General features: G+C 69.7%; 13 protein-coding genes, 1 tRNA gene and 4 pseudogenes. 7 read left to right on the top strand and 11 right to left on the bottom strand.

Annotation, left to right across the window (positions count from 1 at the left end):
* Nucleotides 1-452 precede the first annotated feature (452 nt).
* On the top strand, nucleotides 453-851 hold the full coding sequence (locus tag ABZ396_RS05275; protein WP_358914814.1) for a hypothetical protein: 399 nt from the start codon (nucleotides 453-455) through the stop codon (nucleotides 849-851).
* A 169-nt stretch (nucleotides 852-1020) separates the two neighbouring features.
* Here the strand turns inward: ABZ396_RS05275 and ABZ396_RS05270 are convergent.
* The 5 genes and pseudogenes from ABZ396_RS05270 to ABZ396_RS05250 all read right to left on the bottom strand — a co-directional run.
* Nucleotides 1021-1311, bottom strand: a pseudogene (locus ABZ396_RS05270) (ATP-binding protein); the annotation flags it as partial.
* Nucleotides 1299-1964 (bottom strand): PAS domain-containing protein, encoded by a 666-nt coding sequence (locus ABZ396_RS05265; RefSeq protein WP_358914812.1) that lies wholly within the window; start codon nucleotides 1962-1964, stop codon nucleotides 1299-1301. The pseudogene ABZ396_RS05270 and the gene ABZ396_RS05265, both read right to left, overlap by 13 nt.
* Before the next feature lie 146 nt (nucleotides 1965-2110).
* On the bottom strand, nucleotides 2111-4267 hold the full coding sequence (locus ABZ396_RS05260) for a SpoIIE family protein phosphatase (protein ID WP_358914811.1): 2157 nt from the start codon (nucleotides 4265-4267) through the stop codon (nucleotides 2111-2113).
* A 211-nt stretch (nucleotides 4268-4478) separates the two neighbouring features.
* Nucleotides 4479-4585: pseudogene (locus ABZ396_RS05255) on the bottom strand (RNA polymerase subunit sigma-70); the annotation flags it as partial.
* A gap of 377 nt (nucleotides 4586-4962) precedes the next feature.
* Nucleotides 4963-5289 carry an antibiotic biosynthesis monooxygenase gene (locus ABZ396_RS05250; RefSeq protein WP_358914809.1) on the bottom strand — a complete coding sequence of 109 codons (327 nt, stop codon included), beginning with the start codon at nucleotides 5287-5289 and terminating at the stop codon, nucleotides 4963-4965.
* Between ABZ396_RS05250 and ABZ396_RS05245 the strand changes: the two genes are divergently transcribed.
* On the top strand, nucleotides 5288-5899 hold the full coding sequence (locus ABZ396_RS05245) for an FG-GAP repeat protein (protein ID WP_358914807.1): 612 nt from the start codon (nucleotides 5288-5290) through the stop codon (nucleotides 5897-5899). The genes ABZ396_RS05250 and ABZ396_RS05245 overlap by 2 nt on opposite strands.
* 199 nt (nucleotides 5900-6098) lie before the next feature.
* Nucleotides 6099-7034 (top strand): YIP1 family protein, encoded by a 936-nt coding sequence (locus tag ABZ396_RS05240; RefSeq protein ID WP_358914806.1) that lies wholly within the window; start codon nucleotides 6099-6101, stop codon nucleotides 7032-7034.
* An 805-nt stretch (nucleotides 7035-7839) separates the two neighbouring features.
* Here ABZ396_RS05240 and ABZ396_RS05235 read toward each other — a convergent pair.
* From ABZ396_RS05235 to ABZ396_RS05225, 3 genes are all read right to left on the bottom strand, one after another.
* The gene (locus tag ABZ396_RS05235) at nucleotides 7840-8352 is read right to left on the bottom strand and encodes a phosphoribosyltransferase (protein WP_358914804.1); all 513 of its coding nucleotides are present in this window, start codon (nucleotides 8350-8352) and stop codon (nucleotides 7840-7842) included.
* A gap of 10 nt (nucleotides 8353-8362) precedes the next feature.
* On the bottom strand, nucleotides 8363-8938 hold the full coding sequence (gene dcd / locus ABZ396_RS05230; RefSeq protein ID WP_358914802.1) for a dCTP deaminase: 576 nt from the start codon (nucleotides 8936-8938) through the stop codon (nucleotides 8363-8365).
* Between the two features lie 86 nt (nucleotides 8939-9024).
* Nucleotides 9025-9222 (bottom strand): hypothetical protein, encoded by a 198-nt coding sequence (locus tag ABZ396_RS05225; RefSeq protein ID WP_358914800.1) that lies wholly within the window; start codon nucleotides 9220-9222, stop codon nucleotides 9025-9027.
* A gap of 283 nt (nucleotides 9223-9505) precedes the next feature.
* On the opposite strand from ABZ396_RS05225, the gene ABZ396_RS05220 reads away from it, so the two are divergent.
* Nucleotides 9506-9579: transfer RNA gene (locus ABZ396_RS05220), tRNA-Gly, on the top strand.
* Between the two features lie 89 nt (nucleotides 9580-9668).
* Here ABZ396_RS05220 and ABZ396_RS05215 read toward each other — a convergent pair.
* The 3 genes and pseudogenes from ABZ396_RS05215 to ABZ396_RS05205 form a co-directional block, all read right to left on the bottom strand.
* A pseudogene (locus ABZ396_RS05215) lies at nucleotides 9669-10469 on the bottom strand (tyrosine-type recombinase/integrase); the annotation flags it as partial.
* A gap of 52 nt (nucleotides 10470-10521) precedes the next feature.
* Nucleotides 10522-10901, bottom strand: a pseudogene (locus ABZ396_RS05210) (ATP-binding protein).
* A 310-nt stretch (nucleotides 10902-11211) separates the two neighbouring features.
* Entirely contained in the window at nucleotides 11212-11952 is a 741-nt protein-coding gene (locus ABZ396_RS05205) for a GntR family transcriptional regulator (RefSeq protein WP_358914798.1), read from the bottom strand.
* An 81-nt stretch (nucleotides 11953-12033) separates the two neighbouring features.
* Between ABZ396_RS05205 and ABZ396_RS05200 the strand changes: the two genes are divergently transcribed.
* From ABZ396_RS05200 to ABZ396_RS05190, 3 genes are all read left to right on the top strand, one after another.
* Nucleotides 12034-13152 (top strand): DUF1152 domain-containing protein, encoded by a 1119-nt coding sequence (locus ABZ396_RS05200; protein ID WP_358914796.1) that lies wholly within the window; start codon nucleotides 12034-12036, stop codon nucleotides 13150-13152.
* On the top strand, nucleotides 13149-13373 hold the full coding sequence (locus ABZ396_RS05195; RefSeq protein WP_358914794.1) for a hypothetical protein: 225 nt from the start codon (nucleotides 13149-13151) through the stop codon (nucleotides 13371-13373). Before ABZ396_RS05200 ends, ABZ396_RS05195 begins: the two co-directional genes overlap by 4 nt.
* Nucleotides 13374-14009: 636 nt before the next feature.
* Complete coding sequence (locus tag ABZ396_RS05190) at nucleotides 14010-14684, top strand: LAETG motif-containing sortase-dependent surface protein (protein ID WP_358920410.1); 675 nt, start codon at nucleotides 14010-14012, stop codon at nucleotides 14682-14684.
* The last annotated feature ends 21 nt before the right edge of the window (nucleotides 14685-14705 follow it).

Here is a 14705-nt window from a genome sequence, read left to right as displayed (position 1 = left end):
GTTCACACGTACTTCGCGATCGTGGGCCCCGTCACTTCAGGGATCGACAGCAACCGCCGGGAAGGAAAGGCCACTTGAGCCCGCAGGTTCACGGCGGCGTCACCCGCGGAGCGACCGCGGCTGTCTGGGCGCCGGACAGTTCGTCGAGGGAGCGGCCGCGGGTGGCCGGACCTTGTGGAGACTCGTCGGCCGCTTGGTCTCGGTGGTCATCGTCCTCACCAGGCCGGGGGGCACGTCACAGGCGGTCGGAACCGTCCTGCGGCAGAGCAGTCGCGGCCATCCTGCGGCAGACCGGGCGCCGTACACGTGCCGCCAGCCCGGCGACACCCTGAACCACGCGAACAGCCCAGCACGCTGCCGCGTCCACACCCCGGCCGGTGCGTGCATGTACTCGGGTCGGTCTGAGTATCCGCACTCTGTCCGGTGACCGGCCGGTCCGCGACGCTGAGGACATGGGACTTCACAAGGGCGTTCTCCGGGTGGCGCTGCCGGCGCTCGTGCTGGCCGGGGTTTCGGTGGCGGCCTGGGCCGCCTGGCTGGGGTGGGACCAGCACTACGACGTGCGGCCTGACGGGTCCAAGAGCGGGCCGTACGAGGCCTGGCAGGTCGTCGGGCTCGTGCTCACCGTGCTCGTGCCCGTCTGCTGGGCGGCCGTCCGGGGGCACAGCGCGGCCGCCGTGGGCGGTACGACCGTGGGGCTGACGCTCGCCGCGTACGTCGACTGGTCGGACGACGCCAGCGGGCTGTTCATGGTGGGGGTGGGGCTTGTGATGGTGGGGAGTTTCGTCGCCTCAGCGGTCGTCTCCGCCGTGGTCGACGTGCTGCGCCGGGACCTTCCGCTCGCCCGCTGAGCGTTGGCCCTTGACCGCTGACCGCTGACCGCTGACCGCTGGCCGTTGGCCGTTGGCCGTTGGCCGTTGGCCGTTGGCCGTTGGCCGTTGCCTGTTGCCTGTTGCCTGTTGCCTGTTGCCTGTTGCCTGTTGCCTGTTGCCTGTTGCCTGGTGGCCGCTGGCCGCCGAGTCAGGTGGGCAGCGGCTGTTCCGCCCAGATCGTCTTGCCGGTCGGCGTCTGGCGGCTGCCCCAGCGTTCCGCGAGCTGGGCGACCAGGAGCAGACCCCGGCCGCCCTCGTCGTAGACACGCGCCCGGCGCAGATGCGGCGCCGTGCTGTTGCCGTCGGAGACCTCGCAGATCAGGGAGGAGTCGCGGATCAGACGGAGGGCGATCGGGCCGTCGCCGTAACGGACCGCGTTCGTGACGAGCTCGCTGACTATCAGCTCCGTGGCGAAGGCCGCGTCCGTCAGACCCCAGGACTCCGGGAGAAGTACATCGACCAGGAGTGCTCCCGGGTCTCCCCGGGCGCCTGGCCGTGCCGCTCGTGGAAGACCGTCCGCCCGGTGCGCAGGACCTGCCGCTGGAGGCGGTCGTACACGTCGAAGGGGCAGCTGGGTTCGATCTCCCGCAGGGTCAGGCCCCGCATCTCCGCCACGGGCAGTCCCATGATCCGGGTCATGACCTCGTTGGCGGCGACCAGCCGGGCCTCGCGGTCGTAGATCGCCACCGGCATGGGCAGCTGGGCGAGCGTGAGGTCCCACAGGGCCGTCGTCCCGGCCTGGTCCCGCCCTGACACGGCCGACCGCGCGGCGCCGGTCACCAGCCAGAGCGGCCTGGCGCGCGCGTCCGCGAGCGGGGTGCCCTGGAGGCGTACGACGATCCGGTCGCCGGTGCGGTGCCGCAGTGCCACGTCGGTGGACCAGCGGTGACCGTCGGCGAGGTGGCGGCGCGCGGATGCGGGCAGGTCGGCGGAGAGCAGCATCCGGGCGGGGCGGCCGACGACCTCGGCGGGCTCGTATCCGAGCAGCCGCCGGGCACCGTCGCTCCACACCAGAACCGTCCCGCCGGCGTCGACGACGACCGCCAGGTCGTCCGGTACGACCGCCCCGTCCTCCGGTACGCGTCCCGCCATGGTCCCTCCGACTGTCCGGGTGCCCCGGCGTCCGAGTTCCCGCATCCGCTCCCAGCATCCCGCCGCACCGAGTGGCCCCTTCAATCGACGTCGGGAGGCCCGGCCGGCTCGCGCGGGCGGCCGTCTGCTCCGCGCCGGGACGCCCGCTACGACCTGCGGCTGCCACCGCTGGACCCCGCGCTCGGGCCCGTCCCCGGAGTCCCCGCGGTCCGCAGCAGGAGCACGGCCACGTCGTCGGTGTGGCCGCCGGCCGGCCAGGTGCCTTGGACGAGGCTGTCGATGAGGTGTTCCAGGTCGTCGACGCCGGCGTGGGCGAGGTGGGCGGCGAGGTCGGCGGTGGCGTCCAGGACGTCGGTTCCGGGACGTTCGACCAGGCCGTCGGTGTAGAGGGCGAGGACGGCGCCGGCCGGGAGCGCGGCGCGGGTGACGGGGTAGCGGGCGCATGCGTCGACGCCCAGCGGCGGTCCGGGGTCGAGGTCGAGCGGGTGGGCCCGGCCGGGCGCGGGGCGCAGCAGGGGCGGTGCGTGGCCGGCACTGGCCAGGGTCAGTTCCCGGCGGACGAGGTCCAGCCGGGCGTAGAGGCAGGTCACCAGGAGGTCGGAGGAGAGATCGACGAGCAGCCGGTTGGTGCGGGCGATGACCTGGTCCGGGGTGGCTCCGGTGGTGGCGTGGGCGTGGATGGCGGTGCGGACCTGACCCATGAGGGCGGCCGCGGCCATGCTGTGGCCCTCCACGTCGCCGATCACGGCCGCCGCGTTGGTGTCGTCGAGGCGCAGCAGGTCGTAGAAGTCGCCGCCGACGTCCATGCCGTGCCCGGCCGGCAGATAGCGGGCCGCGACGTCGAGACCGGGCAGGGTGGGGAGGCCGCGGGGCAGCAGCGCCTGCTGGAGCTGGTGGACGAGGTGGTGCTGGGTGTCGTACAGGCGAGCCCGGTCGAGGGCCTGGGCGAGCAGGCCGGACAGCGGGATGAGGACGGCGCGTTCGTCGGCGGTGAAGGCGTGGGGGCGGTCGTAGGAGAGGATGCAGCAGCCCACCGGACGTCCCGAGATGACCAGGGGCAGAAAGGCCCACGCCTGCTTTCCGCTGATCTGCGGGGCGCCGGGGTAGCTGTGGGCCATTTCGGCCGGGCTGCCGAAGAAGGCCGGGATGCCGCTCGCCAGGACCTGGCCGGCGGGGGTGAGGCCGGTGTCGAGGGGGAGGGCGTCAAGGCGTTCGGCGATGGCGGCGGGGTAGCCGTGCTGTCCGGCGATCCGGAGACGGCCCGCCTCGGCGATGCTGAGCACCAGCCCCTGGGCGCCGAACGCCGGCAGGATCTGGTCCGCGATCAGTGCGACCAGGTCCTGTGTGGTCACCGTCTCCGTGAGCGCGGCCGCCTGGTGGATCAGCTGGTAGAGACGGCCGGGCGCGGTCGGGGCCGGCTCCGTGCCGGCGGGCGGGGCGGCCGCCGTCTCCGCGCCGGGGGTGATGCGCACGCTGATGCCGCTGTCGTCCGGGTGCAGCTGGAAGGTCAGCCACCGGTCCGGCGGGCGACGCGCGCTGAAGGACACGGGCGCGCGGCTGACGACCGCCATGCGGTACCGCTCCTCATACCGCAGGTCGTCCAGCCAGGGCAGGGACTGCCAGGGCCGGGTGCCCAGCAGCAGGTCGGTGTCCCGGCCGAGCAGCCGGGCGGCAGCGGCGGAGACGAACGTGACGCGGCCCTCCAGGTCGAGGGCCAGGGCGCCCTCGGGGAGACGGTCCAGATAGTCGGCGGCGGCCAGTCCGGTCCGGGCGGTCTGGCGCGGGGAGTCCACGGGTACGACACGCGGCCGGTCGGGGAGGGCGGGCGGTACCGGCGAGTCGTCCAGTAGCCGGGCCAGCCGGCGGGCGTTCGCGGTGATGTGGTGACGTTCGCGGGCCGTGGCCCGGGGCGGATGGTCGGCGGGCCACATCAGCACGACCCCGCCCCAGCAGCGGCGCATCCCACGCAGCGGCACCGCGGCGAGCGCGAAGGCGTACGGCAGGACGGCCGCCGTACGCGGATAGCGGCGTGCCATCTCGTCCTGGCTGCCGACCCAGACGAGGTGGTCCTCGCGGATCGCGTCGGCCAACGGGACGGGGGCGCTCAGCGCCAGCCGCTGCCATGGCGCGGTGAAGTCGACGGGCAGTCCGCACAGCGCCACCAGGCGCAGCAGCGCGGCCGGCACCTCGATGAGATACACCCCGCCGATCGCCGCCCCCGTCCGGTGCACCATGCCGGCCAGCGCCACGCCCAGGGCATCGTCGACCGGGCGGTCATCCCTGGGCCGGGCACGGTGCAACATGACGTCGTCCTCCGGTCGTGTGCCGTGGGAGGCGCGCCGTACCGTCTCGTACCCTCCCCCGAGAGTTGCGGCACATACCACCTATTCCACCCATTAACGACAATATGTGTATACCTCTTTACGGCGACAGCGGCCCGGGTCGCTCGGCGGAGGCGGGCGGCGCCGCAGCCGCCGTGCAGGACACGTGTCTCTGCCCCGGGCAGGCCGCCGGCACCGGCTCGGGGAGCCACTGTCCCACGTAGGTCTCGCGCCGGGCGCGGGCCGAGGTGAGCAGGTTGAGGCACATGTTGGTGAGCATTTCGTCAGCCATGCCTCGGGACCAGCTACTGGTCGGCGGATGGCTGCCTCACCGGCAGCGGACTCGCGCCCGCCTACCGACTCCGTCTAGGTGTCGTGCGACGGCGGGTGAGTCCAAGAGGCTGTCGCGAAGGGTGGACAGCGCCGAGACCGCATTGCCGGAATTGATCGCGGATGTCCTCGCGCTCAGCGAAGGTAAGCCCGTGACCTGGGCGGTCGGCCTCAAACTCCGGCGTGGCCGCACTGCTGATCACGCTGTCGGCCAACCATGGACCAGCAGGTCCTCTGCTGTCCTGGCCGCGCCGTCCATCACGCCTCCGGCTCCTACCGGGGCCGAGGGCGGGCAGCTCGCCGGAGCGGCCCGACGTGGATCCGACGAGCCACCAAGATTTGCGCTACTAGCTCTTGGGCCCGGCCTGCTGAACGACCTCGAAGGACCACAGGGTCGACCCCGTGGCGGCAGGCTTCGGCTTCTCACCGCTCGCCTCGTCGCCGCCCTGGTGCGCCGTCTTCATCGGCCCCTCCATCCAGGCCTGGAAAGACGCCTCGTCGCGCCACCGCGTGTAGACGAGGTAGTTGTCAGTGCCTTCGGCCGGGCGAAGAAGCTCGAACCACTCGAACCCGTCGGAGTTCTCCACGGCATGGGCACGATGGGCGAACCGCTTCTCCAGCGTCTCCCGCTGCTCCGCCGGCACGGTCAGTACGTTGATCTTGACTACGCTCATGTCTCCATCCTGCCGCAAGGCTGATCAGGAGCGCGTGAGCGACTTAGCAGGACATCAACGCACCTGTTGGGGACGTCGCCGCCTACCTGGGCGGCGCGCACGGCATCAGCCCCACACGCCCCGGCGGCGCTCACCCAGGACAGCCCGGGCGTCCCCGGCGCCACCCGCGCCGCGGGCACCGGACTCGTTCGGCGACTCGCTCTCCGTCGGCGACGTCGACGGCGACGGGTACGCCGACGTGGCGGCCGGCACGCCCTACGAAGGGGTCGGCGCGGCCTGGCAGACCGGCACCGTCACGCTGCTACGCGGCTCCGCCACCGGTCTGACGGGCGTGCGCTCGACCCGGTGGACCCAGAACACACCCGGCGTGCCGGACGTGGACGAGGACAACGACTTCTGGGGCACCGCCGTCCACCTGGCCGACCTCAACGGCGACCGCAAGGCCGACCTGGCGGTCGGGGCACGGCACGAGAACGGCGGGCAGGGCGCCGTATGGACCCTGCGCGGCTCGTCCACCGGCCTGACGACGACGGGCTCGGTGAGCTTCCGGCCGGCATCCGCGGGGCTGCCGGGCTCATGGGCGCTGCTGGGGGCGCTGTTCGGGCAGTGAGACCCCGGTGCGGTGCGGACCTCCCAGGCCTCCCCGGATGTCCCTGAGGTCCGCCCCAGGTCCCCCTCGGGCCTGCTCGGGTCCGTCCCTTCAGGGTCGCCTCTGCTTCCCCTTAGGGGATGTCACAGCTCTGCGGCAATGGCCGGCTCGGGCCGCCGAGCCCGCACACGGCTCCGCGGGACCGGGTACGTTCGATGACGTGGCTGGATTCAGGATCGGACGCGGTGGCCGGGACGGCCGTGCCCCGCAAACGCGACCGCAACAACCCGCGTACGGGCAGCAGACGCCGCCCCAGAGCTTCGGCGGACAGCCGGCGGGACCGTCGTACGGATACCCGTCGGCACCGCAGCCGTACCCGCAGAGCGGGGGCGCCGGCTGGCCGCAGACCCGAGGCGGCCACCCGGCGCAGCCCGGCGGCGACGGCCCGGAGTACTTCGGCGACGACAACGGCTACGGCGGCCGACCGGGTGTCCCCGACCCGTACGCGGCGAACAACCCGGGTCACACCCAGGCGTTCTCGGTCGACGAGGCCGACGGCTACACGCGGGGCGCGACCTACCACGCCGGCTCGGCCGGACCGTCCGGCCCGATCGGCCCGCGCCTGCACTGGAAGGACCTGCTGAAGGGGATCGTCTTCTCCCCGAACCAGACGTTCCTCCAGATGCGGGACTACACGATGTGGGGCCCGGCTCTCATCGTCACGTTCCTCTACGGCCTGCTCGCGGTCTTCGGCTTCGACGGCGCCCGCGCGGACGCGATAAACGCCACACTCACCAACGCGATCCCGATCGTCCTGACGACGGCGATCGCGATGGTGCTCTCCTCCTTCGTGCTGGGCGTCGTGACCCACACCCTCGCCCGCCAGCTGGGCGGCGACGGCGCCTGGCAGCCGACGGTCGGCCTGTCGATGCTGATCATGTCGATCACCGACGCTCCCCGCCTCCTCTTCGCCATGTTCTTCGGCGGCGACGCGGGCTTCGTCCAGGTCCTCGGCTGGGCCACCTGGATCGCGGCGGGCACCCTCCTCACCCTCATGGTCGGCAAGTCCCACGACCTGCCCTGGCCGAAGGCCCTGGGCGCGTCGGCAATCCAGCTGATCGCACTGCTGTCGATCGTGAAGCTGGGCACGTTCTAGAGATCGTTCCAGAAGCTGTCCGGGGCTCCGGCCGCAGCGGCCGGAGCCCCGGACAGCCATCTGCGGACTATGTGGGAGGGGCGAAAGGATTCCCGCCGGGTGCCGGTGGACCGCTCCACCGTGCCATCGGCGGCGGGGCAGGAGCCCAATCCGGTCCGCGGTGATCCAGCCACCATCTGCCTATGGGGTGGAACTTCTCCTCGAAGGTGCGATCCCAGCTGAGGAACCCTGTGATCGGCGCCCGTAGGCGTGTACGGCGCCCGCTCGCTTCGTAGATCACGACAGTTCGGGTTCCGAGGGAGGACTCGATCTGTATGGCCTGTACGTCGGCCCAGGGGATGGTGCGGCGGGCCAGGTTGTGCACGACGGCCGCTGACTGCGTGAGAGTGACCCCGAACGGCCGCGAGGCAATCAGCAGCACGAACGGCAGCAAGGCTGCCGCGAGTGGAGGACCAACTCGCCCGCCGTCCAACCAGATCAAGATTTGAAAGGGCGCCATGCCCACGATGGCGGGCAGCACTGGCAGCAGGCGCTGGAGGTGCGTCAAACGGTAGCGGATGCGCTCCGGCGCCAAGCCCTTGCTCTGCTGTCGCCCCATCGAGCCTTCCCCCGCAGACCGTGCAGTCACAGCTGCGCATGATCGTCCACGTAGTTTGGCGATCCGGTATCGCGTTGTCCATCCCCCGCGTCCCGTGCTACGCGAGCGGGCTGACCGCGCACGGGCTACAGCAGGGCAGTACCGCAACCACAGCGACCGCCCCTGATCCGTCGAGGGGCTCTCTGAAATGTACGGAGAACGCGCAGGTCAGACTGCTTCCTTGTTCTCCTTGGGTGCCTCTCCCGACTTATGTACCGGAGGCAAGACGCTCCACGGGAAGTTGATCCAGTCATCGGTCCGCTTCCACACGTACTCGCACTTCACGAGCGAGTGGGACTTCTCATAGATCACCGCGGACCGGACCTCGGCGACGGTGTCGAGGCAGAAGTCTCGGACGAGCTTCAGCGTCTTTCCGGTGTCGGCGACGTCGTCCGTGATGAGGACCTTCTTGTCGCTGAAGTCGATGGCGTTGGGGACGGGAGCGAGCATGACGGGCATCTCAAGGGTGGTCCCCACGCCCGTATAGAACTCGACATTGACCAGATGCAGATTCTTGCAGTCGAGGGCGTAGGCGAGCCCGCCGGCGACGAACACACCACCGCGGGCGATGCTCAGCACTATGTCGGGCTCGAACCCGTCGTCGGCGATGGTCTGCGCGAGCTCGCGCACGGCGACGCCGAACTGCTCGTAGGTGAGGTTCTCCCGTACATCACTGCTCATGCCTGGGCCCTCACACCTGCGTCCGATGGAAATTGAGGTAGGAGCGGGAGGCGGTGGGTCCGCGCTGCCCCTGGTAACGGGAGCCGTAGCGCTCGCTGCCGTAGGAGTGCTCGGCGGGGGAGGAGAGCCGGAACATGCACAGCTGCCCGATCTTCATGCCCGGCCACAGCTTGATGGGAAGGGTTGCGAGATTGGACAGCTCAAGGGTCACATGCCCGCTGAATCCCGGGTCGATGAACCCTGCGGTGGAGTGTGTGACCAGCCCGAGCCGCCCCAGCGAGGACTTCCCCTCCAGCCGGGAGGCAAGGTCGTCGGGCAGCGAGATCACCTCGTACGACGACGCGAGAACGAACTCACCGGGGTGGAGGATGAAGGGCTCGTCGCCATCCGGCTCCACCAGCCGGGTCAGGTCCGGCTGCTCGACGGAGGGGTCGATGTGCGGGTACCGGTGGTTCTCGAACACCCGGAAGAAGCGGTCCAGCCGCACGTCGATGCTCGACGGCTGCACCATTGATTCGTCGTAGGGATCGATCCGCACCCGCCCGGCGTCGATCTCGGCCCGGATGTCCTTGTCTGAGAGAAGCACGCCCCGAGGATACGCAAGGCGCGCGGACCCAGGAAAACCATGACGAGCCCACGCGCCTCTGCGACAGCTGTTTGAACCTGTTCCAGCTACTGCTTCCAGCTACCGCTTCTCACGACTGCTTCCCGCTCATGCTTCTCAAGTGCGACCGGCACGACGCTGCGCAGCCGGGCGCACTTCGGACACCGGACGAGCCGGCCAGGGCCGAGCCGCTCGGCCTGCTGCATCGGGAACGAAGCGGTACTGAACACGTGCCCTTCGGCACAGCGGACGACGGTGCGTTCCATCAAGTCCCTTAAGTCCCTTCCCCAGGAGCCGCGTCGGGCTTACTACCGTGACGACGGAAAGCCACATTACGGGATCAAAGGGACGGCTCTCCAGGCGGCACTCCGGCTCACCCGGCCCCTCTCCCAAGTCCCCACCGTACGCCCCAACTCCGGTCACCCGCACCCGGATCCCACCCCCGACTCACCCCTGAAACGCACCCGAACTCCCCGGTCTGGGCGCCGCGGGTTCGCGATGAGGTAGAGTGAGCGAGCGTTCGGACACCGACTCCGGTCGGCGTCTTACGCGGGTGTAGTTTAATGGTAGAACATCAGCTTCCCAAGCTGAGAGCGCGAGTTCGATTCTCGTCACCCGCTCCAGCAGAAACCCCCAGGCCAGAGGCCCGGGGGTTCTTTGTTGTCTAGACCGGTGGGCGGAGTGCGCGCCACATCCGCACCACAAGGCGCTGCTAGCTGCCCGTGTGTTCCTCCTTGTGGTGCGCACGGTTGTGGTCGATGTCCTTGTGGTGCTTGGCACGCTCGGCGCGGACCAAGCCATCGAGGCCGGAGGCCACCTCTCGTTGCCGCTCCTCGTCGGAGTGCTGATAGATCAGCGCGGCTTTCTCCGAGGACTGGCCGGCGCGGACCATCGTGTCCTTGAGGGTGGCGCCCGAACGGGTCGAGAGCGTGTGTCCGGTGTGACGAAGGTCGTAGAAGCGGAAGCCGTCCGGAAGCCCGGTGACGGCGCGAGCACGACGCCACTTCCGGCCGAACGACGTGCGCCGGAAAGGCGCGCCCTTCTCACCCACGAAGACCAGAGCGTCGGGCCCCTTCTCGGCGTACCAGGCGAGGTGCTGCCTCACCTCCTTGTGCAGGAAGGCCGGGAGGACGACGGCCCGGATACCTGCATCGGATTTTGTCTCGCCAGGAGCACGCTTGCCGTTGGTCCGCTCCGGTTCGGCGACGCGGACGCGGATCACCAGGTCGTCGAGATCGACGTCGCGGCGCCGAAGGCCGGCCAGCTCCTCGGGGCGCATCGGGCCGTACGCGCCGATGCAAGCCATGAGCCGCCAGCGGATACCCATTGCATCAGCGAGAGCGTCGACCTGGGCGACGGTGGCGATACGACGTTCGGCGGCTGACTCCTTGCCCGCGCCCTTGATCCGGCACGGGTGGCGGCTGATCAGTTCGTCGTCAACGGCGGTTTCTATGACGGCTTTGACGAGCCGGTACGCCTTGGCGACGGTCGTCTTGGCTCTGGTTGCCCGGAGCCCCTCCTGACTAGCGTTCCCTGTTGCGCCCGCAACAGGGGTTGCCGAGCGATCAGCTCGGCCAGGCATCGGCCACCACGAAGGAGACCACCGTCCCACCGAAGCGACTGGGTCCGGAGTTCCAGGACTCGGCGATCGAGTCGACCAGCAGAAGCCCCCGCCCGTGTGCGTCAGTGGCATCGGGCCGCCGGAGCCTCACGTTCGCCGGGAAGCCAGGGTTGTGCACCTCAACCCGCAGCGAGGTGCCGTCCCGGAACCACTCGACTCGCACAAGCCACGGTTCGTCAGCCTGCCCGTAGCGGATCGCGTCGGTGACCAGTTCCGAGATCATCAGCACACAGTCCTCGACCGAACAGGCGGGTTGTACGGGGCGATGAACTTCCGGAACCAGCGAGCCCGAGGAACGGACTCCGGGCCCGGATGCAACGCCATCGCTCCGAGTCGCGGTGAGCCCTCAGAGGGGTCGCGGTCGATCGTGTAAGCCGCCATTCGCGCTCACTCCTTGCCGCTGCCGTCGCAGTCGAGGCAGCGCCACTTCGATGTGGCACGGGTGCGGTCGGCGGCAGAGGAGAGCACCAGAGATGTGCGCGATCCAACGCGCTTCCAGCCGCGCCCCCGGCAACTCCGGCAAGGTAAGTGCGCTCCCTGGTCCGGCCGCTGACTCGTCACGCCGGGCCCCCCTTTCCAGTAAGTGGCCTTAGCCACTCGCGCGGCGCAAGCAGTTCCACGAAATGACACTCCGTCAGGTAAGTGGATACCCCTGCTCGAAGGCCCAACGGTTCGGCGGATAGGTGGCTTCGGCGAACTCCAGCGGCCGGTCCTGGAGGTCGAAGACGACGTGATGCACGATCAGCACCGCAGAACCGGGCTCCAGCTGGAGGTCTGCAACCTCCTCTTCGGTCGCCTGTCGAGCACACATGCGGTCTTCCGCGTAGCTCCCCTTCCGCCCCGTGATGTTTTCGACGTACATCAGGGTGCCTTCCTGGATCCGCTCCGGCTCCAGGAGCTTGGGCGCACGCTGCCCCACGTCCGGTGCGAACCACGACGAGGACAGCGTGATCGGCCCGTCCTGGCTGTTGGTGACCCGCCGGCGATGGACGGCCCGGCGATCCTTCAGCAGCCCCAGCGCCTCAGCAACGTGGTCCGGCGCGTCCAACCATCCAGCCGACGTGATCACCGCATACTCACCGGCTGAGTAGATCTTCCCGGTGGGCCGAGCCCGCCCGTACAACTCCCGAGCCCGGCGGTTCACCTCAAGACTCCGAACGTACGTCCCGGATCCCTGCCGCTTCTCGACGAGCCCTTGATGGCTCAGCGCCTCCAGCGACCGCGCTGCCGTCGGCCTGGACACCTTCCAGTCCGACGCCAGTTGCCGTTCCGAGGGAACCTCGTCCCCGGGCCGCAGGTCACCTCGAAGGATCTGATCGCGGATGAAGTGCGCGATCTGCAGATACTTCGGTTGCGCCTCCTCGATCTGAGGCATGTCCCCTCCTCGTCCAAGTGGCTATAGCCTCTAGCCACTATAGGGTGAGTGGTCAATGCCCTACCCCGTACCCTGGGGCTCATGACGCGGTTGATCGTCGCAGCAGGAGGAGGGGGCGACGCCGTCGCCGCCGCAATGCTTCACGCCGCCCTGTACGGCGATGCGGACCAGGCGGTGATCCTCACGTACGCGTGGGACCGCTTGCTGATCGACCCTCTACCGGGGCCCCGCGGAACCGAAGACTTCACCGGTCTCGAACCGCTCAGCCCGGCCGTCTCGAAGGTGCCGGCGGAGGCCCGCCCGATCGCACCGGCAGGCTCCACCCTTCCTCGACTCGCCGCGGAGCTCCCTCACACCATCGCGCTGATCGACCCGAACAACGGCGCCGAGGGCATCACCCACCAGCTCGAAGACCTGATCACCCGCCTTCAGCCGACCTCGATCGATCTCCTCGACGTAGGCGGTGACGTACTGGCCCGAGGTGACGAACCAACCCTGAAAAGCCCGCTGGCCGATGCCCTGACACTGGCAGCCTGCGCCCAAGTGAACGCGCCTATCCGCCTGCTGGTGGCAGGCCCCGGCCTGGACGGCGAGCTTCGACACGAGGACCTACGGGGCATCCTCGGTCCGCTCATCCACACCTTCACCGCGAAGGACGCCGAGCCGATCGGCCCCATCCTGGAATGGCACCCTTCAGAGGCGACAGGCATGCTCGCGGCGACAGCCAGAGGCGTACGCGGCACATGCGAAATCCGGGACGCCGGCCTTCCCATCCCCCTCACTGACGAGAGCCCGACAGTCCACGAAGTCGACCTGGACGAGGCCCTCAGCCGCAATGAGCTGTCCCGCGCCATCATGTCGACCACGACACTGGCCGAAGCGGAGGCCCTCAGCCGCGAGATCTGCGGCTTCTCCGAAATCGACTACGAGCGCAACAAGGCTCTCTGGTTCAAGGAACAACAGCCGGCCACGCTCGACCCCGAGTCGGTCCAACGCCGACTCGCCCAGTTCGAGGAAGAGGCCCGGAGCCGCGGAGTCACTCATACGACGTTCCGCCACCTCACCGAGGTCTTGAGCCTCGACGGCTCACAGCGCGATGAACTGCGCCAGATGCTCCTTAACAGCCACCCGGAGCAGTACACAGCCCCGTTGTGGAGCGTTTCGGGCGCGAGCCCTCAGGACCCGAGCCGGACACCATGAGCGCCTACAGCAGCGATCCGGACCTCAACGTGTACGACGTCACGGGCAACGGCACGGAAGTCGACGTTGCCACCAACTTGCTCAACGGCGACATCAGGCTCTCGATTCTGTGGACGCAAGAGATCCTCTTGTCCGCCGATGCCGCCGACCGAGTAGCCGACGCTCTACGACGAGCCGCAGCACAGTCCCGCAGCATCACAGCCGCCCCAAGCGCCGACTGAGTAACAACCCTCTCTACTGGTTCAAGCCCCGGCTGCGCTCCGCTCCGCCGGGCGCGCTCCCGGCTCCGCTGCGGGCGCCGCTCCTGCCTTCGGCCCGCTCCGCCCGCGCTGCGCCGACGCGCGCCCACATGTGGATAGGGCCGGCGGCCATGAGTCGATCACCGCATTCGCGGCCCCGGTCAGAACAGAGCCTCCGGCGGGGGATCGGCCGGCACCGGGATGGATGGGGCGCCGTTCCCGACTGCGGGTTCGTCGTGGCGTGCGCGGGGTGCTCCCATCCGGTACACCGTCGACCCAGGCAAAGCCGAGCAGACGCGGCCCATGGCGTCCAGGTCGTTCGTGCAGTGGCGCGCTCCACCTGGACGCCCTGGGCCGCGTCTGCTCCACGGTGTGTGGGCCGACGGCAGACGGGATGGGAGCTGGGGACGGTGCTTGAGGTGAGTGAGCGGGGCGGTGAGAGCCGACGGGCACGTCTCTCGCAGCCCGGGGCAGGTGCGAGACAGATCGCCAGGGTGCAATGATGAGCCGCTCCGATCGGGCTTCCGGCCCCTCGAAGCCTTCCGTGGGTGTGCGCCCGCGGCAAACAGGTGCCTGGATCCGGGCACCCTTCGTGGAACGTTCCCTGGGGAGGGACCCGTGACATTCAAGCGTGCCGTCACCGCTGCCGCCGCGACCGCAACAGCTGCCGTGCTCCTGGCCTCCGGAAGCGCCTACGCCTGCAGCATCAGCGACTTCACCGCGAAGGCGACATGCGACACCAGCACGGGCGAGGCCCGGGCCGCCATCACGGTCACGGACAAGGATCCCTCCGGCACACCCGCGGACATCACCGTGCGGATACGGATGGCGGTTGGTAGCGACGGTGAGACCGTCGGTACCGGGCACATCGAGCACCCCACCGCGGCAGGTGTGAGCACGACGGTTCTGGTGCCGTGGATGCAGGGCTACCAGTGGAACATCTACGTGACGGCGGGCACCATCCACGAAGAGCCGTTGACGAACCTGCCGATCTCCCCGGACACCCCCTGCGTGGCCACCTCCTCCCACCCCTCCAGCACGCCGACCGGCCCGGCCCCCTCGGCATCGCCGACCGCCACCGCGACGCCGACCTCTCCGGCCGCCGCGCCCGCGACCTCGACGTCCCCGGTCCCCTCGACGTCCGCGTCCTCGCCAGCTGCGGGCACCGGACTCGCTGAGACCGGAGGCGGCAGTAACACCACGCTGATCGGCGGATCGGCCGCCGTGGTGATCACGGCTGGCGCAGGCGTGCTATTCGCGGCGCGACGCCGTACGGCAGCCGCACGGCACTGACCGCCGATGGCTGGCTGCCCC

Origin of the sequence: Streptomyces sp. NPDC005866 (genome assembly GCF_040629895.1) — a bacterium.
In the GTDB taxonomy this organism is placed as follows: domain Bacteria; phylum Actinomycetota; class Actinomycetes; order Streptomycetales; family Streptomycetaceae; genus Streptomyces.
This window is presented reverse-complemented; position numbering and strand designations above follow the sequence as displayed.